This window comes from Curtobacterium sp. MCJR17_043, from assembly GCF_003224315.2.
Classification (GTDB): domain Bacteria; phylum Actinomycetota; class Actinomycetes; order Actinomycetales; family Microbacteriaceae; genus Curtobacterium.
The window spans coordinates 108,767-134,303 of record NZ_CP126259.1 but is presented as its reverse complement, the minus strand read 5'-3'; the positions used below and the strand labels follow the sequence as shown (position 1 = coordinate 134,303).

Genomic DNA, 25,537 nt, shown 5'->3' with positions numbered 1-25,537 from the left:
GCCCGCGCATTGCGCGCGGGCCGCCGTTACGGTTTCCTTGATGGCAGGTCCGGAACACGGCGTCGTTCGACGTGCGTGCCGGACCACGGGGTCGGCGCTTCCGGCCACGGGCGACCTCGCCCGGCTCGACCGGTCAACCGGTCACAGAAGTTCGGAGTAACTCGTGTTCAGAGCGGTCGCGCGCATCATGCGCACCCCAGATCTTCGGAAGAAGATCGGTTTCACCCTCGCGATCATCGCGCTGTTCCGCCTCGGCTCGTACATCCCGGCACCGTTCGTGGACTACGCCAGCGTGCAGGCCTGCCTGGCGTCCGCGTCGTCCTCCGGCGGCCTGTACGACCTGATCAACCTGTTCTCCGGCGGCGCGCTCCTGAAGCTCTCGGTCTTCGCGCTCGGGATCATGCCGTACATCACGTCGTCGATCATCGTGCAGCTCCTGCGCGTGGTGATCCCGCACTTCGACTCCCTCTACAAGGAGGGTCAGTCCGGTCAGGCGAAGCTGACGCAGTACACGCGCTACCTCACCATCGCGCTGGGCGTGCTGCAGTCCACCACCCTGATCACCGTCGCTCGCTCGGGTGCCCTCTTCGGCACGAGCGCCTCGGCCTCCTGCACGTCGATCATCTCGAACGACAGCTGGTACGCGATCCTCCTGATGGTCATCACCCTGACCGCGGGCACCGGCCTGATCATGTGGATGGGCGAGCTCGTCACCGAGCGCGGCATCGGCAACGGCATGTCGCTGCTCATCTTCACCTCGATCGCCGCGCAGTTCCCGTCGGCGCTCTGGGCCATCGAGCAGTCGCAGTCCTTCGAGCTCTTCCTCTTCGTCATCCTGGTCGGCCTGGTCATCATGATGGCCGTCGTGTTCGTCGAGCAGTCGCAGCGGCGCATCCCGGTCCAGTACGCCAAGCGCATGGTCGGGCGCCGCACCTACGGCGGCAACAACACGTACATCCCGATCAAGGTGAACATGGCCGGCGTCGTGCCCGTCATCTTCGCGTCCTCGCTGCTGTACCTGCCGGCGCTGATCGCACAGTTCAACCAGCCCTCGGACGGCTCCGCGCCGGCCCCGTGGGTGACCTGGATCCAGAGCAACCTGACCTCGGGTGACAACTGGTTCTACATGGTCCTGTACTTCCTGCTCATCGTCGGGTTCACGTACTTCTACGTCGCGATCACCTTCAACCCCGAAGAGGTCGCCGACAACATGAAGAAGTACGGCGGGTTCATCCCGGGCATCCGAGCCGGACGTCCGACCGCCGAGTACCTCGACTACGTCCTCACCCGGGTGACGCTGCCCGGTGCGCTCTACCTCGGTCTCATCGCGCTCATCCCGCTCGCAGCACTGGCGCTGTTCGGGGCGAACCAGAACTTCCCGTTCGGCGGTGCCAGCATCCTGATCATCGTGGGTGTCGGCCTCGAGACCGTGAAGCAGATCGACTCGCAGCTGCAGCAACGTCACTACGAAGGGCTCCTCCGTTGAGCGCACGCCTCATCATCGTCGGACCTCCCGGAGCGGGCAAGGGCACCCAGGCCGGCCGCATCGCGTCGGCGCTCGGGATCCCCGCGATCTCCACGGGCGACATCTTCCGCAAGAACGTCGCCGACGGCACGCCCCTGGGGCAGCGCGCGAAGGCGCTCATGGACGCCGGTGAGTACGTGCCGGACGACCTGACCAACGCGCTGGTCCGGGACCGTCTCGCCGAGCCGGACGCCGAGCAGGGGTTCCTGCTCGACGGGTACCCGCGCACCACCGCACAGGTCGAGTACCTCGACGCGCTCCTCGCGGAGCAGGGTGCGGCGATCGACCTCGTCGTGCAGCTCGTCGCCGACCAGGACGCCCTCGTGGCGCGCCTGCTCAAGCGTGCGGGGGGAGCAGGGTCGCGCTGACGACACCGAGGAGACGATCCGTCGTCGCCAGCAGGTGTACCAGGAGCAGACCGCGCCGATCGTCGCCGTCTACCAGGAGCGCGGACTCGTCGCCGACGTCGACGGTCTCGGCACCGTGGACGAGGTCGGGGACCGCATCGCGGAGGCCCTGACGACCCGCGGTCTCACGGCCGCCGTCTGACCGGGGTCGCTCCGGTGCGTCGACGGAAGCCCTCCATCTACAAGTCGCCCGAGGAGCTGCGCGCCATGGTGCGCCCGGGTCTCCTCACCGCGCAGGCGTTGGACGCCGTCCGAGCAGCGATCCGTCCCGGGACGACCACGGCGGAGCTCGACGCGATCGCCGAGCGGACGATCCGCGACGGCGGGGGCATCCCGAACTTCCAGCTCGTGCCGGGCTACCGCCACACGCTCTGCGTCTCGGTGAACGACGAGATCGTGCACGGGATCCCCGGCGCACGGGTGCTGCAGGCCGGCGACATCGTGTCGGTCGACGCCGGGGCCGAGGTCGACGGCTGGAACGGTGACAGCGCCTTCACCGTGGTCGTGCCCGGCGGCGACCCCACCGTGGCGGCCGCCCGGCAGAAGCTGTCCGACACCACCGAGCGCGCGCTGTGGCACGGCATCGCAGCGCTCGCGCACGCACGGAACCTGCACGAGGTCGGCTCGGCCGTCGAGGACGCCATCGACGAGACCGGGGCGTGGGGCATCGTCGAGGACTTCACCGGCCACGGGATCGGCCGGTCGATGCACGAGGAGCCTCCGGTCTTCAACCACCGTGTCCGCGGTGCCGGCCCTGCCGTGCAGCCGGGCCTCGCGGTCGCCATCGAACCGATGGTCACCGCCGGCACGATCGACAGTTCGACCGACGACGACGAGTGGACCGTCCGGACACTCGACGGGTCCGACGCCGCCCACTGGGAGCACAGCGTCGCGGTGCACGCCGACGGCATCTGGGTGTTGACCGCCGCCGACGGTGGGGCCGCCGGGCTGGCACCCCTCGGCGTCACGCCGGTCCCGGTCCCGTAGCGCGCCTCCCGACCGCGCCTCCGGACCGCGTCTCCAGCTCCGGGCACGGAGGCCGTCCGGCCCGGCACCCGGTGCTGCCGTCCACGCTGCAGGACCCGGGTCGCGGGCCGACCCTGGTGACGCGGGACGGGCCTCCAGGCAGGACGTGGCCGGTGCGGTGCGGTGCGGCTGCACCGCGCATCTCCCACCCGCCGCCGTCAGGCGACGGGCTCCGTGGCGTGGGGAGGCGGCCCTGCCGACGGCGCCGACGGGTCGGGGCCGGACGAGAGGCCCGGCGTCCCCGACCCCGGACCGTCCGTGGCGCGGTTCCTCAGTTCCCGACGGAGCAGGTCTCCTCGGCAGCGCTCTGTCCGCTGATCGAGGAGGGCAGCGGCGTCGAGGAGGGGCTGCTCGTCGTGGTCGTCTGTCCGTCCGGCGTGGCCGACGCGCTCGGAGCAGCGGTCGCGGTGTCCGACGGCGCGGCATCGGACGGGCTCGCGGACGGAGCCGCGGTCTCTGCGTCGGACGACTCCTGCGACGCGCGACCGGTCGACGAGTCGCTGAGCGAGGTCCGCTCGTCCGTCTGCAGGGCGACGTTGAGCGTGTGGGCGGCGGCCTCGTCGACGACGACGCGCGCCGCGTCGGCGGGGTCGTCGACGACCGGGTACTGCACGAAGAGCATGCTCGAGGTGCTCATGCCGCGCAGGGTCGATGCGAGGCCGACGAGGGTCCGGGTCTGCGCGAGGCCGTCGGACAGCGTCATGTTGGACAGCGCTGCGCCGGCGAGCTTGTAGAGGGTGATGGGGTTCGACAGGGTGCCGTCCGCCGTCACCTGGCGGAGCAGTGCGGACAGGAAGACCTGCTGGGAGCTGATGCGAGCCAGGTCGCTGCCGTCGCCGACGCCGTGGCGCGAGCGGAGGAAGGCGAGCGCGTCCGAACCCTGCAGGGAGTGCGCGCCGGCGGTCAGGTGCAGCCCGGTGAAGGTGTCGTCGATGGGGGTCGCGACGCAGACGTCGACGCCGCCGAGGGCGTTCGACATCTCGATCACGCCGTCGAAGGTGATGAGCCCGGCGTAGGGCACGGTGAGGCCGGTGAGGTTCTCCACCGTGTCGACGACACAGGAGACACCGCCGTTGCCGAGCGCGGTGTTGAACTGCGCTGACTCCGCTGCGGGGTAGGTCGTCCCGGTCTCGGGGTTGGTGCACGCCGGGATCGGCACCATCAGGTCGCGGGGGGAAGCTGACCGCGGTGAGCTGCTGGTGGTCCTCGGACACGTGCACGAGCATCGTGACGTCGTTGCGGGCGCCCTCGACGTCCTCGTCGGAGTCGAACTGCCCGACGCGGGTGTCGCTCCCGATGAGCAGGATGTTCGCGCCACCCTCGATGGCGGTGACGTCGGCGGTCTCCGCGGTGCTCTGGTCGTCGGTGCTGAGCTGCACCGTCTGCGGCGCCGCGGCGAGCTGGGCGCCGGCGATCGCGGCGACGCTGGTGCCGCTGACGAGCAGGACCGCGGCCGCGGATGCGACGACGGACAGGAGGGTCGTCCAGGCGCGGCGGCGGGGGAGTCGGCCGTGGCGGGCGACGGGGCTCGCGCGGCCGGGGGGCGTCGGGCACGGGGGTCCTCCTTCGGTGACTGCTCTCGTCACCGTACGGGGCTGGGCCCTGTTCCGGCATCGCTCCGGCTGTGGAGAACCTGTCGAACAGCGGATCTGCGGGCCGATCCGGGCGGCTCGTCCCCTGCACTGGGGTGCCCGCGCCGCTCCGACATGCAGGCGCACTTGGCAATCGGCGGTCTACCACATAAGATCGATCTTTGGTGTGCCATGCCCTCTGGCGTGGCGCCCGACCCGCAGACCGGCTCGGGGATCACACCGGTAATCCAACCAAGCGACAGTGAGGCTATGGCCAAGAAAGACGGCGTCATCGAGATCGAGGGCTCGGTGCTCGAAGCTCTGCCCAACGCGATGTTCCGCGTTGAGCTGACCAACGGACACAAGGTCCTCGCGCACATCTCCGGGAAGATGCGCCAGCACTACATCCGCATCCTCCCCGAGGACCGCGTGATCGTGGAGCTGAGCCCGTACGACCTGACCCGCGGCCGGATCGTCTACCGCTACAAGTGATCCGCGAGCTGGAAAGGAACGGCCCGGCGAACCCGCCGAGCACGAAGCCAGCGAGCACGAGGAACGAACAATGAAGGTCAACCCCAGCGTCAAGCCCATCTGCGAGCACTGCCGAGTGATCCGCCGGAAGGGCCGCGTCATGGTGATCTGCAAGAGCAACCCGCGTCACAAGCAGCGCCAGGGCTAGTCCCCGTGGGGCTCCTCCGGGAGCCTGCCGCGTGAGCGGGGTCGCCGGTCGTCAGACCGCCTGCGGCTCGAGCACGAACCACAACTGAAGATCGACAACGCAGTACCAGAACCCATCCGCCTCGGCGGGTGGGGGACACCTCGGGACGGAGGCCCGGGCACCGGTACTGCGCCACACCTCCATCGACAACAGGAGCAGCCAGCACAATGGCACGTCTAGCAGGCGTCGACATCCCGCGCGAGAAGCGCGTGGAGATCGCACTCACCTACATCTACGGGGTCGGCCGTACCCGCGCCGTCCAGACGCTCGCGGAGACCGGCATCTCCGGCGACATCCGCGTCAAGGACCTCACCGACGACCAGCTCGTCGCCCTCCGCGACTACATCGAGGGCACGTTCAAGGTGGAGGGTGACCTCCGCCGTGAGGTCGCCGCCGACATCCGCCGCAAGGTCGAGATCGGTAGCTACGAGGGTCTCCGCCACCGTCGTGGTCTCCCGGTGCGCGGTCAGCGCACCAAGACCAACGCTCGTACCCGCAAGGGCCCGAAGCGCACCGTGGCAGGCAAGAAGAAGGCTCGATAGGAGATCACGATGGCTACCCCCCAAGACCGCCGCGCGCAAGCCGCGCCGCAAGGAGAAGAAGAACGTCGCCGTGGGCCAGGCCCACATCAAGAGCACGTTCAACAACACCATCGTCAGCATCACCGACCCGTCGGGTGCCGTCCTGAGCTGGGCGTCCTCGGGCGCCGTCGGCTTCAAGGGCTCGCGCAAGTCGACGCCGTTCGCGGCGCAGCTCGCCGCCGAATCGGCCGCCCGTCAGGCCGCCGAGCACGGCGTCAAGAAGGTCGACGTCTTCGTCAAGGGCCCGGGCTCGGGTCGCGAGACGGCGATCCGTTCCCTCCAGGCCGCTGGCCTCGAGGTCGGCTCGATCAACGACGTCACGCCGCAGGCGCACAACGGGTGCCGCCCGCCGAAGCGCCGCCGCGTCTGACGCGAGGAGCAACCGGCCGTTCCCCGCTCGTTCCCTGACCGGGACGAGCGGGGTCGGCCATTCCTGGTCGTTCGATCGCGCACTCCAGTGCGCGTGATCACAACTGAAACAGACCCGTCGGGGCCCGGCCGGCCCCGTCGTACCGCCAAGTGTCATATAGCGGACACTTCGCCGAAAGGAATTCCACAGTGCTCATTGCACAGCGCCCCACCCTGAACGAGGAGTCGATCTCCGAGTTCCGCTCGCGCTTCGTCATCGAACCGCTCGAGCCGGGCTTCGGCTACACCCTCGGCAACTCGCTGCGCCGCACGCTCCTCTCGTCCATCCCCGGTGCTGCCGTCACGAGCATCCGCATCGACGGTGTCCTCCACGAGTTCAGCACCGTTCCCGGTGTCAAGGAGGACGTCACCGAGATCATCCTGAACATCAAGAGCCTGGTCGTCTCCAGCGAGCACGACGAGCCGATCACCGCGTACCTGCGCAAGCAGGGTGCGGGCCAGGTCACCGCGGCGGACATCTCCGCCCCGGCCGGTGTCGAGATCCACAACCCGGACCTCGTCATCGCGACCCTGAACGACTCCGCGCGCTTCGAGCTGGAGCTGACGATCGAGCGTGGCCGCGGCTACGTCTCGGCGACCCAGAACCGCTCGGAGTTCAGCGAGGCCGGTCAGATCCCGATCGACTCGATCTACTCGCCCGTGCTCAAGGTCACCTACCGCGTCGAAGCGACGCGTGCCGGTGAGCGCACGGACTTCGACCGCCTGGTCGTCGACGTCGAGTCGAAGCCCGCGATCACGCCGCGCGACGCCATCGCGTCGGCCGGTCGCACGCTGGTCGAGCTGTTCGGTCTCGCCCGCGAGCTGAACACGGCGGCCGAGGGCATCGAGATCGGCCCCGCGCCGGTCGACGCCGTGCTCTCGAACGAGCTGCAGACCCCGATCGAGGACCTCGACCTGTCGGTGCGCAGCTACAACTGCCTCAAGCGGGAGGGCATCAACACGGTGTCCGAGCTCGTCGCCCTGTCGGAGACGCAGCTCATGAACATCCGCAACTTCGGTCAGAAGTCGGTGGACGAGGTCAAGGACAAGCTCACCGAGCTCGGCCTGTCCCTCAAGGACACCGTCCCCGGATTCGACGGTGCCCACTTCTACAGCGGGTACGACGAGGACGAGTCCAGCAACTGACCTCGCGCTGACGCGCACGCGCTCCTGACACGGGGCGCACCACCATCACCACTGGAGAACTGACATGCCGAAGCCCACCAAGGGCCCCCGCCTCGGTGGCGGTCCCGCCCACGAGCGCCTGCTCCTGAGCAACCTCGCCAACGCCCTCTTCACGCACGGTCGCATCACGACGACCGAGACGAAGGCCAAGCGCCTCCGTCCGGTCGCCGAGCGGCTCATCACGTTCGCGAAGCGCGGCGACCTGCACGCGCGTCGTCGCGTGATCGCGGCCCTGCGCGACAAGACCGTCGTGCACACGCTGTTCACGGAGATCGCGCCGCAGGTGGCCGACCGCCAGGGCGGCTACACCCGCATCACGAAGCTCGGCTTCCGCAAGGGCGACAACGCGCCGCTCGCCTCGATCGAGCTCGTCCTCGAGCCCGTCTCGAGCTCACCGGCACCCGTCACGCGCAACGCGGCCCCGGCCGCCGCTGCGCCGGTCGCCGAGGACACCACGTCCGAGGAGACCACGGAGGCCCCGGTCGAGGAGACCGAGACCACCGAGGAGTCGACCCCGGTCGCCGACGAGACCACGACCGACGCTGCTGCCGAGGTCGAGGCCGACGCCGCTGCGAAGTCGGACGACGCCGCGGACGCGTCCAAGTAGTCGCACCGCACCACAGGAAGGCCCCTGCAGCGTCTGCTGCAGGGGCCTTCCTGTTCCACCGCGCAGGCTCCTGACCACGCGGTTCGGACCGCCCGGCGGACCCGGGAGGCCCGGCGTACCCGGGAGGCCCGACCAGCGTCCGCCCCACACCGTGCCGACCGAGAGACGAGGTACCCGATGCAGTTCCAGCACGTCGCCGGCGTCGGCACCCGACTGTGGCGGTGGAGCCGGGACTCCGGCACGCAGCCCCGGCTGCTGCACGCAGCCAAGGCAGCTGCGGCGGCCACCATCGCCTGGCTGGTCGCGCAGAACGTGCCCGGTGTGGCAGCGGAGTACCCCTACTACGCCCCGCTCGGCGCGGTCGTGGCGATGCAGACGACGGTGTTCGCCGGACTCCGGAGCGGGCTGCAGACCCTGGTCGGGATCGCGCTCGGCATCGCGGTCGCCGCCTTCACGATGTGGGTCGGCGACCCCGGGGTCCTGGCCGTGGCGATCACGGTCGGCGTCGGCGTCCTCGTCGGCGGGTTCCGGGTCCTCGGCGAGGGGAGCTCCTGGGTGTCGACGGCGGCGCTCTTCGTCCTGCTCGTCGGCGGTGCACACGCCGAGGGGTACTCGCTCGGGTACCTGGTGCAGATGGCCGTCGGCGTGGTGGTCGGGCTCCTCGTGAACTTCCTGGTGTTCCCGCCCCTGCACTTCTGGGACGCCGAGCGCCGCATCGACCAGGTGAACACCGTCCTCGCCACGCACCTGGACGGCCTGGCGGACGTGCTCGAACAGGGCGAGCGTGACGAGCGCGCGTGGGACCAAGCGCAGGACCGCCTCGACCGTGCCATCGCCGACGTCCGGGCTCGGGTGTCGATCGCCCAGGAGAGCCGCCGCATCAACCTCCGCGGTGCGCTCCGCGGCTCACGTGCCCGCCTGCAGCGCGACGGCGCCCGCTTCCGCGCGCTCGAGCGGGTCGCCTGGTACACGACCGACCTGACGGAGCTGGTGGCTCGTTCCGGTCCGGTGTCGGCGAACCTCGGACGTCCGGACGAGGCGTTCACGACGCCGCTCGTGCACGCCATCCGGCAGGTCGCGTCGATGGTCCGTGGCGACCACCCGCCGGACGAGGGCGACCGGGCGATCGCGGAGCTCGAGCAGGCGCTCGACGCCTCCCACGAGTTCCCGTCGGACGTCGCCGTGACCGCCACTGCGCTGGTGGCGCTCCGCGGCATCGTCGAGTCGGAGCGCCGGGCGACCCGGGACGCCGACACCGAGACCGGCCCTGCCGAGCCGACGAGCATCCGCGACCGGCTCGTGCGCCGACGCGGGCACGGCGGTCAGCGGGGCTGACGCCGACGCGTCACGAGCCGAACGACGACGCCGCCCACCGCTCGACCGCGGCGGCGGTGTCCGATGCCGCCTCGGTCGTCAGGAGGTACTGCGTCCAGGTGCGGTCGTGCACCACGTCGACCGTGCAGGCGAGCTCGTCACACGTGCGCCATGCGGCGTCGCGTGCGCCGAGCCCCGGCAGGTCGATCCGTCCGTCGCGGTCGACGGTGCCCGCCGCGAGCCGCTGCTCGACGACCCACCCGCTGTCCGGGACCGAGGCGTACACCGCGCCCGTGGTGTACTCCGGGCCGACGAAGCGGCACGCGCTGCCGCCGACCCGGCTCTGGGCGAACTCGTCGATGGTCGGCGGGGTGTCGGTCAGCGTCACCGAGTCGCGGAGGGTGGTGTCGGCGATGGCCGCGACCCCGTCCGTCGTGCAGTCGGTGAACGACCAGTCGTCCGAGTCGTCGCCGTCCACCGATGCAGCCGGGGACGCGGCGACGGTCTCCCGTGCGTGCTCGAGGAGCGCTTCGTACTCGGGCTGCATCGCCTCGGGGGGTGGCGTCAGACGCGGTCTGCAGACGCACGACCGCGACGTCGACCCAGGCCGTCCCGGCGAGCACACCACCGTTGCAGTACACCCGTGCAGCATCGCTCGCGGCGCAGCGCACTGTGGTCGCGCTCTCCGCGGGAGCGGTCGCGTCCGTGCCGGCGGTCCGGAACGCGGCAGCGGCGTCCGGGAGCACGGCGACTCGGACGCCCTCGTAGGCGGGCTCGTCGGCCGTGCGCGCGGCGCGGTCGTCCAGTGGGGAGCTGCCGTTGGACGCCCAGCATCCCGTCCCGCCGGCGAGCCTGGTGGCGTTCCACGTGGCGGCCGGGTGGGCCAGTTCGGTGATGGCGTCGACGGGCTCGGCATCGGGGACGAGCGCGCGGACGAGGTCGTCCGGCAGGAGGGCGTCGCACGCGGGCGCGTCTCCGGCGGAGGGCTCGGTGCCGAAGTCGGTCGTGGCGGGCGTGTGCTCCGGGGTCGCCTCGGTGGAAGGGCTCGCGGCGGTCGGGGCGGCTGTCGGGTCGGTGCTCGGCGTGGGAGCGCAGGCGGTCATGCCGGTGCTCACCGCGGCCAGGAGCGCGATGGCCACGACCCCCCCCTCGTGACTGTCTTCATGTGCATGCCTTCAGTATGGAGACGCGCGACCGGCTCGGACGCGGGCGCACATCACGGTCCGGTACCGACCTCGATCCCGCAGAGCCTGTCCCGACGGCGCTGACGTCGCGCTGACGTCGGTACCGTGGAGGTGTGAGCGAGACCGGCCGGACCGAGGGCGAGGCCGGCGTGCGGCTGCGGCTCGACATCGCCTACGACGGAGCCGCGTTCTCCGGGTGGGCCCGACAGCCCGGACTCCGGACCGTGCAGGGCGCGCTCGAGTCCGCCCTCGCCACCGTCTTCACCCGCTGGGGCACACCGCCGCAGCTCACGGTCGCCGGCCGCACCGACGCCGGTGTGCACGCCACCGGGCAGGTCGCGCACCTCGACCTCAGCGACGAGCAGTGGGCCGCGCTCTCCCGTCCCCGCCGTCCCGCCGCCGACGGCACCACGCGGGACCCCTTCGCCGGGCTGGTCCGCCGCCTGAACGGGCTCGCCGGGCCGGACGGGGACGTCGTCGTCACCCGGGCGTCGGTCGCCCCGCCGGGGTTCGACGCGCGGTTCTCACCGGTCTGGCGGCGGTACCGGTACCGGGTCGCCGACCTCGATGCCGCCCGTGACCCTCTCCGTCGCGGACACACGACCTGGTACCCGGGGCGCCTGGACCGGGCGGTGATGGAGCGCGGTGCGCTCCGCCTGCTCGGGCTGCACGACTTCGCGGCGTTCTGCAAGCCGCGTGAGGGCGCGACCACCATCCGGACCCTGCAGGAGTTCCGCTGGGACCGCGAGCCGGACGGCGTGCTCGTGGCGAGCCTCCAGGCCGACGCCTTCTGCCACTCCATGGTGCGCGCCATGGTGGGCGGCTGCCTCGCCGTCGGCGAGGGCCGCCTGACGCCGGACCGGCTCGACGAGCTGCGGATCGCCGCCGAGCGCACGAGCGCCTTCACGGTCGCCCCGGCCCGTGGGCTCACCTTGACGGAGGTCGGGTACCCCGACGACGACGCCCTGGAGGCCCGTGCCGTGCAGACACGCGCCCGTCGCGACGCGGAGGGACACCGGCCCGGCGACTGAGCGGCAGGCACCCGCGTCGCGTCCCGGCGCAGGGCGCTACCGTCGGGGCATGGCTCCTCGTGCTCCGCGCTCCCTCGTCTCCGTCGCACCCGGCGTGGTGTTCGTCGAGGGGCCGGTGTCCAACTGGGTCGTCCTCGCCGAGGAGGACGGCGTCGCCCTCATCGACGCGGGGTACCCCGCCGACACCGACCTCGTCCTGGACAGCGTGCTGCTCGCCGGCCACGACCTCGACGAACTCCGACGCGTGTACGTCACCCACGGCCACGTCGACCACGTCGGCGGCCTGCCCGGGATCCTCGAGCGTCATCCGCACGTCGAGGTCCTCGCGCACGCCGACGAACTCGCCAACGTCCGTGGACCGGGGCGCCAGCAGGTCACCCCGGCGGAGATCGGCGGACGGCTCGCCGCTCCCCGGGTGCTGCGGTGGCTCGGGCGTGCGATCGCCTCCGACGCGCTCCGGCCGACCACCGTCCCGTCCGCGCGCGCGTTCACCGCGCGGGACTTCGACGGTCGCGCGATGACCCCGCTGCCCGCGCCCGGCCACACCGCCGGGTCCACCGCGTACCTGCTGCCGGCCGCCGATGCGATCGTCACGGGCGACGCCGTCGTCACCCACCACGACACCCAGCCGGCCTCGTGGGCACCACGGCCGCGCATGATCACGCCGTTCTTCACCGCCGACCAGGCGCTCGCCGTGGAGTCCGCGGGCGTGCTGCCGTACCCGGCGATCGTGTTGCCCGGACACGGCCCGGCGGTGCACCGGGTCGGGTCGGAGTGGGTGCCGATCGAGGCGTGACGGCCGAGCACGGCGCCGGAGAACGGGCGGTCGACCCTCGTCCGGGGGGGAAGGTTCACCTGCTCGTAACCTGTGCGCCCGCGCAGGACCGTACCGTCGTCGGGATCCCTCCCGACCACGAACCGAAGGTCCTCATGCCCCGAACCGTCGGACGCACCCTGCTGTGCGCCACGGCTGCCGCGACCCTGCTCGCCGCACCGCTCGTCACCGTCACCGCCGCGACCGCGAACCCCGCGGGCACCGGACTCGTCATCGCAGAGGCGTACCTCAAGGGCGGGAGCGCGAACGCGTTCTTCAACCAGAAGTTCGTCGAGATCGCCAACCCGACGGCCAGCCCGGTCACCCTCGACGGATGGTCGCTCCAGTACCGGGCGGCGACCAGCACCGGCGCGTTCAGCACGAGCGCCCTCGAGGGCACGGTCCCCGCGAACGGCACCTTCCTCGTGTCGATGGCGGGCAACGGGAGCGAGCCCGCCGGGGCCGACCTGCCCGCCGCGGACGACACCGCGTCGCTCAACCCGTCCGGGACGACCGGCACGCTCGTCCTCGCCGACCGCACGGCAGCGCTGACGCTGCCGGCGGGCCCGGTCGCGACGGGCACCGCGGGCGTGGTCGACCTGCTCGGCTACGGGGCGTCGAACACGTTCGAGGGCACGGTCCGCACCGTGACGGGGGCGAACGCGGTGCCGAACGGCCTCGTCCGGGCGGGCACGGCCGACACCGACGTCAACGGCACCGACTTCACCGTCACGACGACGGTCACGCCGCGCAACGCAGCCGGACAGACCGCGGGCGGAGGAACGACCCCCCGCCCCGGGTGACGGCGGCACCACACCACCGGCCACCCCTGCGGTCGCCGCGACCATCCCCGAGATCCAGGGCACGACCGACACCTCGCCGTTCGTCGGCAGGACCGTCGTCACGAGCGGCGTGGTCACGGCCGTGTACGCGACCGGCGGGCTCAACGGCTACACGATCCAGACGCCCGGGACGGGAGGCCCGACCGACCCTGCCACGCGGACCGCGTCCGACGGGCTCTTCGTCTACTCCGCGGCCACCGTCGGTCAGGTCGCGATCGGGGACCACGTCGAGCTCACCGGCACGGTGTCCGAGTTCTCCGGGCTGACCGAACTGACCGTCTCGAGCGCCGCCGGACTGCGCACGCTCAGCACGCCCGCCGTCGCGCCGCAGCCGGCCGCCGTGGTCTTCCCGCGCACGGACGCCGCGCGGGAGTCCCTCGAGAGCATGCTCGTCGCCCCGCAGGGCTCCTACACGGTCGCCGACAACTACACGACGAACCAGTACGGCGAGATCGCGCTCGCCACGGGGACCGGCCGACTCCTGCAGCCGACCGAGGTCGCCCGTCCGGGCAGCGTCGAGGCCGCCGCGGTCGCCGCCGACAACGCCGCCCGCAAGGTGACGCTCGACGACGGCGCGAGCACGAACTTCCTGCCGCGGGACGGCCAGGACCAGGCCGCCCGTGAGGTCCCGGTGCCGTGGTTGACGAACGCGGGACCGGTCACGGTCGGTGCGACCACGACGTTCACCGCCCCCCGTGGTCCTCGACTACCGGAACAACGCCTGGAAGTTCCAGCCGACCACGCCGATCACCGGCGCGACCCCGACGGCCGACCTGCCCGCCTCGTTCTCGGACGTCCGGACCGCGACGCCCGAGGGCGTCGGCGGCGACCTGACGCTCGCCGGGTTCAACGTCCTGAACTACTTCCCGACGACCGGCGACGAGGTGGCCGGCTGCACGTACTACCGGGACCGTGCGGGTGACCCGATCACGGTGGACTCGGGCTGCGACGCCCGTGGTGCTGCCGAGCAGGAGGACCTCGACCGCCAGCAGGTGAAGATCGTGAAGGCGATCAACGCCCTCGACGCGGACGTGGTCTCGCTCGAGGAGATCGAGAACTCGGCCCGCTTCGGCCTGGACCGCGACGCGGCCGTGGCGACCCTCGTCGCCGCCCTCAACGCGGCGACCGGCACCGACACGTGGGCCTACGCGGAGTCGCCCTCCGTCGTGCCGGCCAGCGAGGACGTGATCCGCCTGGCGCTCATCTACAAGAAGGACCGCGTCGCCCCCCACCGGCGAGTCGACGATCCTGCTCGACCCCGCCTTCACGAACGCCCGCCAGCCGGTCGCCGACGCCTTCCGTCCGGTCGGCGGCACCGCGGAGGACGACTTCCTCGTCATCGCGAACCACTTCAAGTCGAAGGGCTCCGGCACCGGCGAGAACGCCGACCAGGGCGACGGGCAGGGGGGCGTCCAACGCCGACCGCGTGCGACAGGCGCGGGCGCTGGCGACCTTCTCGACCGCCATGCAGGAGCAGTACGGCACCGACAAGACGTTCCTGATCGGTGACTTCAACGCCTACAGCGAGGAGGACCCGATGGTGGTGCTCCGCGACGCCGGGTACACCGACCTCGCCCCGGCGCAGGACGCGTCGGAGTACTCCTACGTGTTCAGCGGCCTGAGCGGGTCCCTCGACCACGTGCTGGCCTCGCCCGCGGCGCTCGCGAGCGTGACCGGCGTGGACATCTGGAACATCAACTCGACCGAGTCGGTGGCCCTGGAGTACAGCCGGTACAACGTGAACGTGTCGGACCTGTACCGCGACGACGTGTACCGCGCCAGCGACCACGACCCGATCCTGGTCGGCTTCGACGTGACCGAGGCCGAGGTGCCGGGTGACCCGACACCGGAGCCCACCCCGACGCCGGGCCCGGGCACGGACCCGACCCCGACGCCGACGCCGACGCCGGTCCCGGGCGCGGCCGACCCGACCCCGACCCCGGGTGCTGGTGACCCGAGCGCGGGCCCCGTCGCCGGTGACGGGGGGGACGACCCCGGGCGCGGGCGGGCTGACCGGGACGCCGAGCGCGGGTGACGGCCTGGCCTTCACCGGCGCGGAGATCGGGGGGCGGCCTCGCGGCTGCGCTCGCCCTCCTGGCCGCCGGTGGCGGGCTCCTCGCCCTCCGTCGCCGCCGGACGACGGGTGGCGGCGCCGAGTGACGCCGCGCTGACCGCGACCACCGACGGGAGGCGCGATCCGGGTCCGACCCGGGTCGTGCCTCCCGTCCGTCGTGTGCGGCGAGGCGGGCGCGGTTGACCGAGCGCTCCGGCGTCCGCTAGGCTCTCACCTTGGTCTGCGCGCTCTGTTGCGCCAGACAGTCAGATGGGCCCTCCACCGGGTCGTTCGCCGGGCGTCTGCCCGCGAGAACGCCCACCGGAGTGGGATTCACGGACTCCTCACCTCGACACGAAAGCAGCACTCCTGTGACTCGTACGTTCTCCCCGAAGCCGGCAGACGTCCAGCACGACTGGATCGTCATCGACGCGACCGACGTCGTGCTCGGCCGCCTCGCTTCGCACGTCGCCGCCCTCCTCCGCGGCAAGCACAAGGCCACCTTCGCCCAGCACATGGACATGGGTGACTACGTCATCATCGTGAACGCCGACAAGGTCGCCCTGACCGGGTCGAAGCTCGCCAAGAAGGTCTACTACCGCCACTCCGGTTACCCGGGCGGCCTCACGGCCACCACCTACCCGGAGATGCTCGAGAAGCACCCGACGCGCGCCGTCGAGAAGGCGATCCGCGGCATGCTGCCGAAGAACACCCTCGGTCGCGAGCAGCTCAAGAAGCTCAAGGTCTACGCAGGCGCTGAGCACCCCCACGCGGCGCAGCAGCCCAAGCCGTACACCTTCGACCAGGTCTCGCAGTAACAGCGGCCACGACGACTTCCAGGAACGAGAAAACACTCATGGCTCAGATCGCTGACTCCATCGACCAGACCCCGGAGACCTTCACCACCGAGAGCGCGCCCGTCGCGTCGGAGGCGGCTCCCCGTCAGATCCTCAACGTCTCGGGCGGTGCCGTCGGTCGCCGCAAGGAGGCCATCGCGCGCGTCCGCCTGGTCCCCGGCTCCGGCACCTTCTCGGTGAACGGCCGCACGCTCGAGGACTACTTCCCGAACAAGCTGCACCAGCAGCTCATCAACGACCCGTTCAAGGTGCTCGAGCTCCTCGGTGCCTACGACGTCACCGCCCGCATCACGGGTGGCGGCCCCTCGGGTCAGGCCGGCGCGCTCCGTCTCGCCATCGCCCGCACCCTGAACGAGATCGACCGCGAGAACAACCGCGCGACCCTCAAGAAGGCCGGCTTCCTCACCCGTGACGCCCGCGTCATCGAGCGCAAGAAGGCCGGTCTCAAGAAGGCCCGCAAGGCGTCGCAGTTCTCGAAGCGCTGATCGCCTGACGGCGGGAGATCGCATGCCGCGTCTGTTCGGTACCGACGGCGTTCGTGGCCTCGCCAACGGCGAGTTGACGGCCGCGCTCGCACTGGGTCTTGCCCAGGCGAGCGCGGCCGTGCTCACGCACGGACACCACGCGGACGCTCGTCGAGCGTCCGGTCGCACGCGCCCCCCGGGCCGTGCTCGCGCGTGACCCGCGCGTCTCCGGCGAGTTCCTGGGTGCCGCCGTGGCAGCCGGGCTCGCCTCCGCCGGCGTCGACGTCCTCGACGCCGGGGTCATCCCCACCCCAGCAGCGGCGTACCTGGTTGCGGACGTCGACGCCGACTTCGGCGTGATGATCTCCGCCTCGCACAACCCCGCCCCGGACAACGGGATCAAGTTCTTCGCCGCTGGTGGTCGCAAGCTGCCGGACGAGGTCGAGGACCGCATCGAAGCGGCCATGCACGACCAATCCGCACCGACCCCCCACCGGTGCCGAGGTCGGGCGCATCACCCGCTTCGCCGACGCCGAGGACCGCTACGTGGTCCATCTGCTCGGCACGCTGCCGCACCGACTCGACGGGATCCACGTCGTGCTCGACTGCGCCAACGGTGCCGCCTCCGGGGTCTCGCCCGAGGTGTTCGTCAACGCGGGTGCGAAGGTCACGCTCATCGGTGCCGACCCGAACGGCATCAACATCAACGACGGCGTCGGCTCGACCCACATCGACAACCTCGCGCGCGCGGTCCTCGAGGCCGGCGCCGACGTGGGCATCGCGCACGACGGTGACGCCGACCGCTGCCTCGCCGTGGACGCCGACGGCAACGCGGTGGACGGCGACCAGATCATGGCGATCCTCGCGCTGTCCCTCAAGGAGCGCGGACGCCTGGTCGACGACACCCTCGTCGCCACGGTGATGTCGAACCTCGGGCTCAAGCGGGCCATGGCGGACGCGGGCATCACGGTCCTCGAGACCGGTGTCGGGGACCGGTACGTCCTCGAGAAGATGACCGAGGGTGGGTTCTCGCTCGGTGGCGAGCAGTCCGGCCACATCATCTTCAGCGACTATGCGACGACCGGTGACGGGGTCTTGACTGGCCTCCACCTCGTGGCGGAGATGGCGCGCACCGGCAAGACGCTCGGCGAGCTCGCCGCGTGCATGACGGTGTTCCCGCAGGTGCTCCTCAACGTGAAGGGCGTCGACCGCCACGGGCTCGACGACCAGGGCGTCCAGGACGCGATCACCGACGCCACCGACGCACTCGGTGACTCCGGTCGCGTGCTGCTGCGTCCCTCGGGCACGGAGCCGGTCGTCCGCGTGATGGTCGAGGCGGCCTCGCAGGAGGACGCCCAGCGCGTCGCCGAGGAGCTCGCCGACGTCGTGCGTGCGCGCCTGACGCTCGACGCCGCGTAGCCGCGCGGGGTCGCGCCTGCGTCGGCCACGCGCGCCGGCCGCGCCGGCCGCGCTCGCGCCCCGCTGGCGTGGATCGCATCTGCACAACAGAAGCCCGTCCGAACTGCGCACTCGCGCGGTTCGGACGGGCTTCGGTTATGCGGGGACGGCAGGCACCGCGGGACGGCAGGCACCGCGGGGACACGGTCAGATCTTGCGGAGCAGGACGCTCGTCACCTTGTGGTCGGCGGCCTTCTTGAGCACGAGGGTCGCCCGGGAGCGCGTCGGCAGGACGTTCTCGAGCAGGTTCGGCTCGTTGATCGCCCGCCACACCTCGGTCGCGGTGCGGACGGCGTCCTCGCGGGACAGCTCGGCGAAGCGGTGGAAGAACGAGTCCGGGCTCGAGAACGCCTGCTCCTGCAAGGCCAGGAACCGGTCGACGTACCAGGACTCGATGTCCTTCGTCTTCGCGTCGACGTAGATCGTGAAGTCGAACAGGTCGGACAGGGCCAGGCGTCCGTGCACCGGTGGCGCGAGCACGTTCAGCCCCTCGACGATGAGGATGTCCGGCTGCCGCACGACGATCTCCGCGTCGGGCACGATGTCGTAGACCAGGTGCGAGTAGTACGGCGCCCGGACCTCGGCGGCACCGCTCTTCACGTTGCTGACGAACCGGAGGAGCGAGCGACGATCGTACGACTCCGGGAAGCCCTTGCGGTCCATGATCCCGCGGCGCTCGAGTTCCGCGTTCGGGTACAGGAAGCCGTCGGTCGTCACGAGCTCGACGCGGGGGGGTGTCCGGCCACCGCTTCGTCAGCTCGCGGAGGAGGCGCGCGACGGTGCTCTTGCCGACCGCGACCGACCCGGCGACGCCGATCACGAACGGGGTCCGGCTCGCACGCTCGCCGAGGAACCGGCTCGTCTCGGCGTGCAGGTCGCGTGCGCCGGCGGCGTACAGCGTCAGGAGCCGGGAGAGCGGCAGGTAGACGTCCTGCACCTCGGTGATGTCGAGGCGGTCGCCCAGCCCGCGCAGCTGCACGATCTCGGTCTCGGTGAGGGAGAGGTGCTCCTTCGGCGCGAGCTGCGACCACTCGTCCCGGGGGGATCTCCACGAAGGGAGTGGGGTGCGCGACGGTCGTCTCCGGGATCGGCATGGGGTCGAGCGTACCCAGCGGGAGGCCCGGCAACCGCCCGCGACGACGGTCCGGCGGAGCGCGGCTCCCGTCCGGCACCCGCGGGTCAGGCGGGGGAGTGCCGCTTCGATGGCGGCGACGACCTCGGGAGCGTCCGGCTTGGTCGTCGGCCGGAAGCGCGTGATCGCGCCGTCCGGCGCCACGAGGAACTTCTCGAAGTTCCACGCGACACGACCGGCCTTGCCCGCAGCGTCCGGCGTCTGCTTCAGCTCCTTGTAGAGCGGGTGCGCGCCGCCGCCGTTCACCTTGACCTTCTCGGACATCGGGAAGGTCACGCCCCAGGTGGCGGAGCAGTACTCCTCGATGGCCTCCGACGAGCCGAGTTCCTGGAGGAACTGGTTGCTCGGGAAGCCGAGGACGGTGAAGCCCCGCGGCCCGTAGGTCCGCTGGAGTTCCTCGAGCTGTTCGTACTGCGGGGCGAGGCCGCAGCGTGACGCGACGTTCACCACGAGCACGGCTTTGTCGGCGTACGAGCCGAAGGTGGTCTGCTCGCCCTGCAGGGTGGTGATGGCGATGTCGTCGAAGCGTCCCATGCCGCGCACGCTAGCCGCCCTCGTCGGGGATCGCCTGGCCGTCCACGAACGAATCGAGCCGCGGCACGGTGAGCGCCACGCGGTCCGGTCCGGGCATGAACAGCAGCCCCTTCTCGCACAGCGACCGCCGGACCGACGCCCAGCCGCCCGCCGGCGCCGGTGCTGCCTCCACCGTGGCGACGGCGACCGCGGTGCCGGGCGCACGGGCGACACGGCGGAGGTACTGCTGCTCCTGCTCCGACGCGCGGTCCCACCACCCCGGGAAGAACCCGGCGTCGAGCTCTGCCTGACCGCGCTCGACGCCGGCCTCGGCGTCGGCCCGGGTGATCGTGCCGCCGTCGACGGCGGTCGCCCATGCGCATGCGGCGAACGTCTGCAGGTGGATCGGGTAGCCGTCGGCGGCGTCGAGCACGACCCGGGCGGCGTCGTCGTCCCACAGCACGCCCGCCGCCCGAGCCGGGTCGCGGAGCGCCGACTCCGCGCTGGTCCGCGGCAGCGGACCGACCTGCCGGAACGCGAACATCCGTCCGGCGTACGACCGGGCATCGCAGAGCACCGCCGGGCTGTTCGGCAGGCCCGCGGCCGTGACGAAGAACGGCCAACCACGCTGCACGGCCCGGTGCTGGACGGTCAGGAGCGCACCGAGCAGATCGAGGTCGACGTCCTGTACCTCATCGACCACGACGAGCAGGGCGGTGCCCCGCTCGGTGAGTGCCGGAGCGAGGTCCTCGACGGTCTCCTGCAGGTCGATCTCGGCGACGCCGGTGTCCGCCCGTCCCACCGCGGGCTCGACACCGAGGTCGACGGACACCCCACCGAAGGCGATGCCGAACGACCGCACCGCGGCGAGCGCCGTCGCCGCCCGGCTCGTCATCCCACGACCGCGGAGACGGCGGGCGGCCAGCGCGAGCCCGTGCGCGAGCTGGCGGCGGACGCATGCCCGTCCCGAGGGGCGGCTCTGGCCCTCGAGCTCGACGACCAGCCAGCCGGCATCGCTCGCCCGGTCGCGCATCCGGTCGAGGAGGACCGTCTTGCCGATCCCGCGGAGGCCGGTGAGCACGACGCCCCGCCCCGGTCGCCCGGCGGCGGTGCGGCTCACCAGGTCGTCGAACGCGCCGAGCTCCTCGTCACGCCCGGCGAGCAGGGGCGGTCGCACCCCGGACCCGGGCGCGTAGGGGTTCTGGTCGGCGTGCATCACAGCAGGGTGGTGGACGGGCGCGTGCGCGACCCAATCCTCGGTATGTCGTCGACGACATGTGGCGGTGCGGTGCTCAGCGAGCCCCGCAGCACTGCCCGTAGGATCGGTCCCATGTGTGGAATCGTCGGCTACGTCGGCAGCAACAGCAGCACGGACGTCCTCCTCGGGGGGCCTCCGCCGTCTCGAGTACCGCGGCTACGACTCGGCGGGCATCGCCGTGATCGACCCCGCCGGTGACATGACCTCGGCGAAGAAGGCCGGCAAGCTCCAGATGCTCGTCGACGAGCTCGAGGCGAACCCCGTCCCCGACGGCGGCACCGGCATCGGCCACACCCGCTGGGCGACCCACGGCGGCCCGACCGACGGCAACGCGCACCCGCACCTGGCCGACGGCGGCAAGCTCGCCCTCATCCACAACGGCATCATCGAGAACTTCGCCCCGCTCAAGGACGAGCTGCTCGCCGAGGGCGTCACCTTCGAGAGCCAGACCGACTCCGAGGTCGCCGCGCACCTCGTCGCGCGCGAGTTCCGCGAGACGCACGACCTGACCGAGGCGATGCGACGCACGGTGGCCCGCCTCGAGGGCGCGTTCACCCTGCTCGTCGTGCACGCCGACCAGCCGGGCGTCGTCGTCGGCGCCCGTCGCAACTCGCCCCTCGTGGTGGGTCTCGGCGACGGCGAGAACTTCATGGGTTCGGACGTCGCCGCGTTCGTCGCGTACACGCAGCGGGCCCTGTCGATCGGTCAGGACGAGATCGCCACGATCCGTCCGGACGGCGTCGACGTCATCCACTTCGACGGCACCCCTGCCGAGCCGAGCGAGTTCGAGGTGAACTGGGACGCCTCCGCCGCCGACAAGGGCGGATGGTCCTCGTTCATGGCGAAGGAGATCAGCGAGGAGCCCGAGGCCGTGCGCAACACGATCCTCGGCCGCGTGCACGAGGGCGCGATCACGCTGACCGACCTCGACCCGATCGCCGAGCGGCTGCAGCAGGTGGACCGCGTCATCGTCATCGCCTGCGGGACCGCGGCCTACGCCGGCATGCTCGGCAAGTACGCGATCGAGCAGTGGGCACGCGTTCCCGTCGAGGTCGAGCTCGCGCACGAGTTCCGCTACCGCGACCCGGTGCTCGACGACCGCACCCTGGTCGTCTCCATCAGCCAGTCCGGCGAGACGATGGACACGCTCATGGCCGTCAAGTACGCCCGCGAACAGGGCGCGCAGGTCCTCTCGATCTGCAACACCCAGGGCGCCACGATCCCGCGCGAGTCCGACGCGGTGATCTACACGCACGCCGGACCGGAGGTCGCGGTCGCGTCGACGAAGGCGTTCCTGGCGCAGGGCGTCGCGCTGTACCTGCTCGGCCTGCACCTCGCCACGCTCCGCGGCACGCTGACCGCCGAGCAGATCGCCACCCAGGTCGCCGAACTGGAGGGACTGCCGGAGAAGCTCCAGCAGACCATCGAGGACGCCTCCGGTGTCGCCGAGCTGGCCAAGTGGATGGCGGACACCCGGAGCGTGCTGTTCCTCGGTCGCCACGTCGGGTACCCGATCGCCCTCGAGGGCGCCCTCAAGCTCAAGGAGCTCGCGTACATCCACGCCGAGGGCTTCGCCGCCGGTGAGCTCAAGCACGGTCCGATCGCGCTCATCGAGCCCGGCCAGATCGTCTTCGTCATCGTGCCGTCCCCGCGCGACGCCCGCTCGCTGCACCCGAAGGTCGTGTCGAACATCCAGGAGATCCGCGCCCGCGGTGCGCGGGTGATCGCCATCGCGGAGGAGGGCGACGCCGCCGTGCTGCCCTTCGCCGACGAGGTCCTCCGGATCCCGCTCGCGACGCCCCTGTTCGAGCCGCTGCTCGCCGTGGCACCGCTGCACATGTTCGGCATGGAGCTCGCCGCGGCCAAGGGCCTGGACGTCGACCAGCCGCGCAACCTCGCGAAGTCGGTCACCGTCGAGTAGTCGGACGTGATCATCGGCATCGGGGTCGACGTGGTCGACCTGGAACGGTTCGAGCGGGTGCTCGCACGGACGCCCGCGATGCGGACGCGGCTGTTCACCGACGCCGAGCAGCTGCGCGACGGCGAACCGCGTCCGATCGCGTCGCTCGCCGCCCGGTTCGCCGCGAAGGAGGCGCTCGTGAAGGCCTTCGGGTCGAGCGCTGGGCTGAGCTGGCGTGAGCTCGAGGTCGTCGCGGACGACCAGCGCAACCCGTCGCTCACGCTGCACGCCGGCGCCCAGCGGGTCGCTGACGACCGGGGCGTCTCGCACGTGCACCTCTCGCTGTCCCACGACGGCGGGATCGCGACGGCGTTCGTCGTCATCGAGGGCCGGGACCGGCCCGCAACGGAAGGAGCGGCCGCGTGAGCGCGTTCACGGGGGGTGACCGTCGACCGGGAGGCTGTCATCGCCAACTACGCGACGGTCGCGGAACAGGTCGCTCCGGCGGGCGTCATCGGCGTGGTGAAGGCGGACGGGTACGGCCACGGTGCCGTCGAGGTCGCCCGGGCACTGGTCGACGCCGGCGCGGACTGGCTCGGCGTCGCCGACCTCGACGAGGCGGTGGCGCTCCGGCAGGCGGGGATCGACGAGGGCGTCCGCATCCTCGCGTGGCTGCACGCCCCCCGACGAGGACTTCCGCCGCGCGGCCCGGTACGGGATCACCCCGGCGGTGTCGAGCGTCGAGCAGCTCTCGACCGCGGCCGACGCCGACGTCCCGGCCGTGCACCTCGTCCTGGACACCGGACTGAGCCGCAACGGCGCGGTCGAGTCGGAGTGGCCCGAACTCTTCGCGACTGCGGCGGCACTGGCCCGCGGTGGGGACCGCACCCGGATCGAGGGCGTCATGTCCCACCTGTCGAACGCGTCGCGCGTCGACGACCTCGACCAGGACGCCGCACTGCAGCGGGCACTGGACGGTCTGGCGGCGGTCGGGATCCGGCCGGAGGTCGTGCACCTCGCCGCGAGCGCCGGCAGCCTGGCGCTCCCGGAGACCCGGCGCGACCTGGTCCGGGTCGGACTCGCGCTGTACGGGCTCAGCCCGTTCCCGGACCGCACCTCGGCCGACCTCGGACTCCGTCCCGCGATGCGGGTGACCGCCGCGGTCCTCCGGATCGTCCCCGTGCCCGCGGGTGACGGTGTCTCGTACGGGTACACGTGGCGTGCCGAGCACGACACCCGGCTCGCCGTGATCGGCCTCGGGTACGCGGACGGGTTCGACCGCGGTGCCGGGGGCGCCGTGTCCGTCCGCATCGGTGACCGTCGGTTCCCGGTCGTCGGCCGGATCGCGATGAACGCGATGCACATCGACATCGGGGACGCCGACGTCTCCGTCGGGGACGAGGCCGTGGTCTGGGGCGACCCCGCGAACGGCGACCCGGCGGTGGAGGAGTGGGCCGACGCGATCGGCACGATCAACTACGAGGTGGTCGCCAGGGTCGGCCGCAGCGTGGAACGGAGGACGACGTGAGCGCACCACTCCGCCGCGCGGTCATCGACCTGGACGCCTACCGCGCCAACCTCGACCTCGTCCGCTCGTGGATGGACCCCGTCGAGCTGATGGCGGTCATGAAGGCCGACGCGTACGGCCACGGGCTCGAGGCCATCGCCCTGACCGCGGTCGACGCCGGCATCCGGTGGATCGGGGTCCTGACGGTCCCGGCTGCCCTGCGCCTCCGGTCGATCGGCGTCGGCGAGGACGTCCGGCTGTTCACGTGGCAGCACGACCCCGGCCTGGACTTCCGGGACGCGGTCGACTCCGGTGTCGACCTCGGCGTCTCGGACGTCGCCGAGTTGCAGCGCATCGTGGCCGCGGTCGACCACCGACCGGCCCGGGTGCACCTCGGCGTCGACAGCGGCCTGCACCGGGACGGCGCGTCCTCCGACGCCTGGCCGGCGCTGGTGGAGGCCGCCCGGGACGCGCAGCGCGACGGGCGCATCGAGGTCGTCGCGGCGTACACGCACCTGGCCGAGTCGTCCGACGAGGACGACGCAGCGGCCGTGGCGCACTTCGACGCGATGGTGGAGCAGGCCGAGGACCTCGGGCTCGACATCCGCTGGGAGCACGTCGCCGCCTCGCTCGCCGGGCTCGAGCGCAAGGAGTTCCGGAAGGACATGGTCCGGATGGGGGCGAACCTGTTCGGCATCCCAGGCGCCGACGGGGTCACCGCCGCCGACCTCGGTCTGACACCGGTCATGACGGTCACGAGCTCCGTCGCGAAGACGAAGCGCGTCCCCGCCGGCACGGGCGTCTCCTACGACTACACGTACCGCACCGACGCCGAGACCACCCTGGCGCTCGTCCCGGTCGGCTACGCGGACGGCGTGGCGCGGGCGGCGCAGGGGCGCGTCGAGGTGGCGGTCAACGGCACGCGGTACCCGATCGCCGGCCGGGTCGCCATGGACCAGTTCCTGGTCGACGTCGGTGACGACGACGTCCGCGTCGGCGACCCGGTGACCCTGTTCGGCACCGGCGAGGACGGCGAGATGACCGTCCTGGAGTGGGCGAGCGCGATCGACACGATCGGCGAGGAGGTCGTCTGCCGGATCGGGAGCCGGGTCCAGCGCGTCCACGAGGGACACTCGGCCGAGGGCCGTGTCGGCGCCTACCTGCGCGGGGAGCGGGCGTGAC

At 71.7% G+C, this 25,537-nt stretch carries 23 protein-coding genes and 8 pseudogenes; 24 read left to right on the top strand and 7 right to left on the bottom strand.

Going from position 1 to position 25,537, the window contains the following annotated elements; translation table 11 throughout:
- The first annotated feature begins 163 nt into the window (after nucleotides 1-163).
- From secY to map, 3 genes and pseudogenes are all read left to right on the top strand, one after another.
- On the top strand, nucleotides 164-1,486 hold the full coding sequence (gene secY, locus DEJ15_RS00620) for a preprotein translocase subunit SecY (RefSeq protein ID WP_110824231.1): 1,323 nt from the start codon (nucleotides 164-166) through the stop codon (nucleotides 1,484-1,486).
- Nucleotides 1,483-2,087, top strand: a pseudogene (locus DEJ15_RS00615) (adenylate kinase); the annotation flags it as partial. The gene secY and the pseudogene DEJ15_RS00615, both read left to right, overlap by 4 nt.
- A gap of 1 nt (nucleotide 2,088) precedes the next feature.
- Nucleotides 2,089-2,919, top strand: coding sequence for a type I methionyl aminopeptidase (gene map / locus DEJ15_RS00610; RefSeq protein ID WP_258365826.1), 831 nt, complete (start codon nucleotides 2,089-2,091; stop codon nucleotides 2,917-2,919).
- 310 nt (nucleotides 2,920-3,229) lie between these two features.
- Here map and DEJ15_RS00605 read toward each other — a convergent pair whose 3' ends face one another.
- Entirely contained in the window at nucleotides 3,230-4,120 is an 891-nt protein-coding gene (locus DEJ15_RS00605; RefSeq protein WP_284175383.1) for an LCP family protein, read from the bottom strand.
- A 73-nt stretch (nucleotides 4,121-4,193) separates the two neighbouring features.
- A pseudogene (locus tag DEJ15_RS19205) lies at nucleotides 4,194-4,337 on the bottom strand (hypothetical protein); the annotation flags it as partial.
- 462 nt (nucleotides 4,338-4,799) lie between these two features.
- On the opposite strand from DEJ15_RS19205, the gene infA reads away from it, so the two are divergent.
- The 7 genes and pseudogenes from infA (at nucleotide 4,800) to DEJ15_RS00570 (ending at nucleotide 9,363) form a co-directional block, all read left to right on the top strand.
- The gene (gene infA / locus DEJ15_RS00600; RefSeq protein ID WP_017885509.1) at nucleotides 4,800-5,021 is read left to right on the top strand and encodes a translation initiation factor IF-1; all 222 of its coding nucleotides are present in this window, start codon (nucleotides 4,800-4,802) and stop codon (nucleotides 5,019-5,021) included.
- A gap of 70 nt (nucleotides 5,022-5,091) precedes the next feature.
- On the top strand, nucleotides 5,092-5,208 hold the full coding sequence (gene rpmJ, locus DEJ15_RS00595; protein ID WP_022903266.1) for a 50S ribosomal protein L36: 117 nt from the start codon (nucleotides 5,092-5,094) through the stop codon (nucleotides 5,206-5,208).
- A gap of 206 nt (nucleotides 5,209-5,414) precedes the next feature.
- The gene (rpsM, locus tag DEJ15_RS00590; RefSeq protein WP_110824228.1) at nucleotides 5,415-5,789 is read left to right on the top strand and encodes a 30S ribosomal protein S13; all 375 of its coding nucleotides are present in this window, start codon (nucleotides 5,415-5,417) and stop codon (nucleotides 5,787-5,789) included.
- Between the two features lie 19 nt (nucleotides 5,790-5,808).
- Nucleotides 5,809-6,198, top strand: a pseudogene (rpsK, locus tag DEJ15_RS00585) (30S ribosomal protein S11); the annotation flags it as partial.
- 188 nt (nucleotides 6,199-6,386) lie between these two features.
- Nucleotides 6,387-7,382: a DNA-directed RNA polymerase subunit alpha gene (locus DEJ15_RS00580; RefSeq protein ID WP_110824226.1), complete on the top strand. Its 996-nt coding sequence runs from the start codon at nucleotides 6,387-6,389 to the stop codon at nucleotides 7,380-7,382.
- A gap of 64 nt (nucleotides 7,383-7,446) precedes the next feature.
- Entirely contained in the window at nucleotides 7,447-8,028 is a 582-nt protein-coding gene (rplQ, locus tag DEJ15_RS00575; RefSeq protein ID WP_110824225.1) for a 50S ribosomal protein L17, read from the top strand.
- Nucleotides 8,029-8,205: 177 nt separating this feature from the next.
- Nucleotides 8,206-9,363 (top strand): FUSC family protein, encoded by a 1,158-nt coding sequence (locus DEJ15_RS00570; protein ID WP_110824224.1) that lies wholly within the window; start codon nucleotides 8,206-8,208, stop codon nucleotides 9,361-9,363.
- Nucleotides 9,364-9,373: 10 nt separating this feature from the next.
- On the opposite strand, the gene DEJ15_RS00565 is transcribed toward DEJ15_RS00570, so the two are convergent.
- A complete protein-coding gene (locus DEJ15_RS00565; RefSeq protein ID WP_284175381.1) occupies nucleotides 9,374-9,889 on the bottom strand; it encodes a hypothetical protein in 516 nt (171 codons plus the stop codon).
- A gap of 443 nt (nucleotides 9,890-10,332) precedes the next feature.
- On the opposite strand from DEJ15_RS00565, the gene DEJ15_RS00560 reads away from it, so the two are divergent.
- From DEJ15_RS00560 to DEJ15_RS00535, 6 genes are all read left to right on the top strand, one after another.
- Nucleotides 10,333-10,497 carry a hypothetical protein gene (locus tag DEJ15_RS00560; RefSeq protein WP_284175379.1) on the top strand — a complete coding sequence of 55 codons (165 nt, stop codon included), beginning with the start codon at nucleotides 10,333-10,335 and terminating at the stop codon, nucleotides 10,495-10,497.
- 142 nt (nucleotides 10,498-10,639) lie between these two features.
- The gene (gene truA / locus DEJ15_RS00555) at nucleotides 10,640-11,557 is read left to right on the top strand and encodes a tRNA pseudouridine(38-40) synthase TruA (protein ID WP_258365824.1); all 918 of its coding nucleotides are present in this window, start codon (nucleotides 10,640-10,642) and stop codon (nucleotides 11,555-11,557) included.
- Nucleotides 11,558-11,606: 49 nt separating this feature from the next.
- The gene (locus DEJ15_RS00550; protein WP_110824222.1) at nucleotides 11,607-12,353 is read left to right on the top strand and encodes an MBL fold metallo-hydrolase; all 747 of its coding nucleotides are present in this window, start codon (nucleotides 11,607-11,609) and stop codon (nucleotides 12,351-12,353) included.
- 134 nt (nucleotides 12,354-12,487) lie between these two features.
- Nucleotides 12,488-13,174, top strand: a complete 687-nt coding sequence (locus tag DEJ15_RS00545) for a lamin tail domain-containing protein (protein ID WP_284175377.1) — start codon at nucleotides 12,488-12,490, stop codon at nucleotides 13,172-13,174.
- Between the two features lie 109 nt (nucleotides 13,175-13,283).
- A complete protein-coding gene (locus tag DEJ15_RS00540) occupies nucleotides 13,284-14,135 on the top strand; it encodes a hypothetical protein (RefSeq protein WP_284175375.1) in 852 nt (283 codons plus the stop codon).
- Between the two features lie 216 nt (nucleotides 14,136-14,351).
- Nucleotides 14,352-15,248, top strand: a complete 897-nt coding sequence (locus DEJ15_RS00535; protein WP_349814765.1) for an endonuclease/exonuclease/phosphatase family protein — start codon at nucleotides 14,352-14,354, stop codon at nucleotides 15,246-15,248.
- An 11-nt stretch (nucleotides 15,249-15,259) separates the two neighbouring features.
- On the opposite strand, the gene DEJ15_RS00530 is transcribed toward DEJ15_RS00535, so the two are convergent.
- Nucleotides 15,260-15,394, bottom strand: a complete 135-nt coding sequence (locus tag DEJ15_RS00530; protein ID WP_284175372.1) for a hypothetical protein — start codon at nucleotides 15,392-15,394, stop codon at nucleotides 15,260-15,262.
- A 243-nt stretch (nucleotides 15,395-15,637) separates the two neighbouring features.
- Between DEJ15_RS00530 and rplM the strand changes: the two genes are divergently transcribed.
- The 3 genes and pseudogenes from rplM (at nucleotide 15,638) to glmM (ending at nucleotide 18,006) form a co-directional block, all read left to right on the top strand.
- A complete protein-coding gene (rplM, locus tag DEJ15_RS00525; RefSeq protein ID WP_110824221.1) occupies nucleotides 15,638-16,084 on the top strand; it encodes a 50S ribosomal protein L13 in 447 nt (148 codons plus the stop codon).
- Between the two features lie 38 nt (nucleotides 16,085-16,122).
- Nucleotides 16,123-16,608 carry a 30S ribosomal protein S9 gene (gene rpsI / locus DEJ15_RS00520; protein WP_110824220.1) on the top strand — a complete coding sequence of 162 codons (486 nt, stop codon included), beginning with the start codon at nucleotides 16,123-16,125 and terminating at the stop codon, nucleotides 16,606-16,608.
- A gap of 22 nt (nucleotides 16,609-16,630) precedes the next feature.
- Nucleotides 16,631-18,006 (top strand): annotated as a pseudogene (gene glmM / locus DEJ15_RS00515) (phosphoglucosamine mutase).
- Between the two features lie 186 nt (nucleotides 18,007-18,192).
- Here the strand turns inward: glmM and coaA are convergent.
- The 3 genes and pseudogenes from coaA to DEJ15_RS00500 form a co-directional block, all read right to left on the bottom strand.
- Nucleotides 18,193-19,139 (bottom strand): annotated as a pseudogene (gene coaA / locus DEJ15_RS00510) (type I pantothenate kinase).
- Between the two features lie 92 nt (nucleotides 19,140-19,231).
- A pseudogene (locus tag DEJ15_RS00505) lies at nucleotides 19,232-19,711 on the bottom strand (glutathione peroxidase); the annotation flags it as partial.
- 10 nt (nucleotides 19,712-19,721) lie between these two features.
- The gene (locus DEJ15_RS00500; protein WP_146232817.1) at nucleotides 19,722-20,906 is read right to left on the bottom strand and encodes an ATP-binding protein; all 1,185 of its coding nucleotides are present in this window, start codon (nucleotides 20,904-20,906) and stop codon (nucleotides 19,722-19,724) included.
- Between the two features lie 114 nt (nucleotides 20,907-21,020).
- Here DEJ15_RS00500 and glmS point away from each other — a divergent pair.
- The 5 genes and pseudogenes from glmS to alr (DEJ15_RS00475) all read left to right on the top strand — a co-directional run bounded on the left by glmS (nucleotide 21,021) and on the right by alr (DEJ15_RS00475) (nucleotide 25,536).
- Nucleotides 21,021-22,869: pseudogene (glmS, locus tag DEJ15_RS00495) on the top strand (glutamine--fructose-6-phosphate transaminase (isomerizing)).
- Between the two features lie 6 nt (nucleotides 22,870-22,875).
- Complete coding sequence (locus DEJ15_RS00490) at nucleotides 22,876-23,274, top strand: holo-ACP synthase (protein WP_110824215.1); 399 nt, start codon at nucleotides 22,876-22,878, stop codon at nucleotides 23,272-23,274.
- Nucleotides 23,275-23,289: 15 nt separating this feature from the next.
- A pseudogene (locus tag DEJ15_RS00485) lies at nucleotides 23,290-23,469 on the top strand (alanine racemase); the annotation flags it as partial.
- Nucleotides 23,470-23,578: 109 nt separating this feature from the next.
- Nucleotides 23,579-24,376, top strand: a complete 798-nt coding sequence (alr, locus tag DEJ15_RS00480) for an alanine racemase (RefSeq protein ID WP_284175369.1) — start codon at nucleotides 23,579-23,581, stop codon at nucleotides 24,374-24,376.
- Nucleotides 24,373-25,536: an alanine racemase gene (alr, locus tag DEJ15_RS00475; RefSeq protein WP_181419462.1), complete on the top strand. Its 1,164-nt coding sequence runs from the start codon at nucleotides 24,373-24,375 to the stop codon at nucleotides 25,534-25,536. Before alr (DEJ15_RS00480) ends, alr (DEJ15_RS00475) begins: the two co-directional genes overlap by 4 nt.
- Nucleotide 25,537 lies beyond the last annotated feature (1 nt).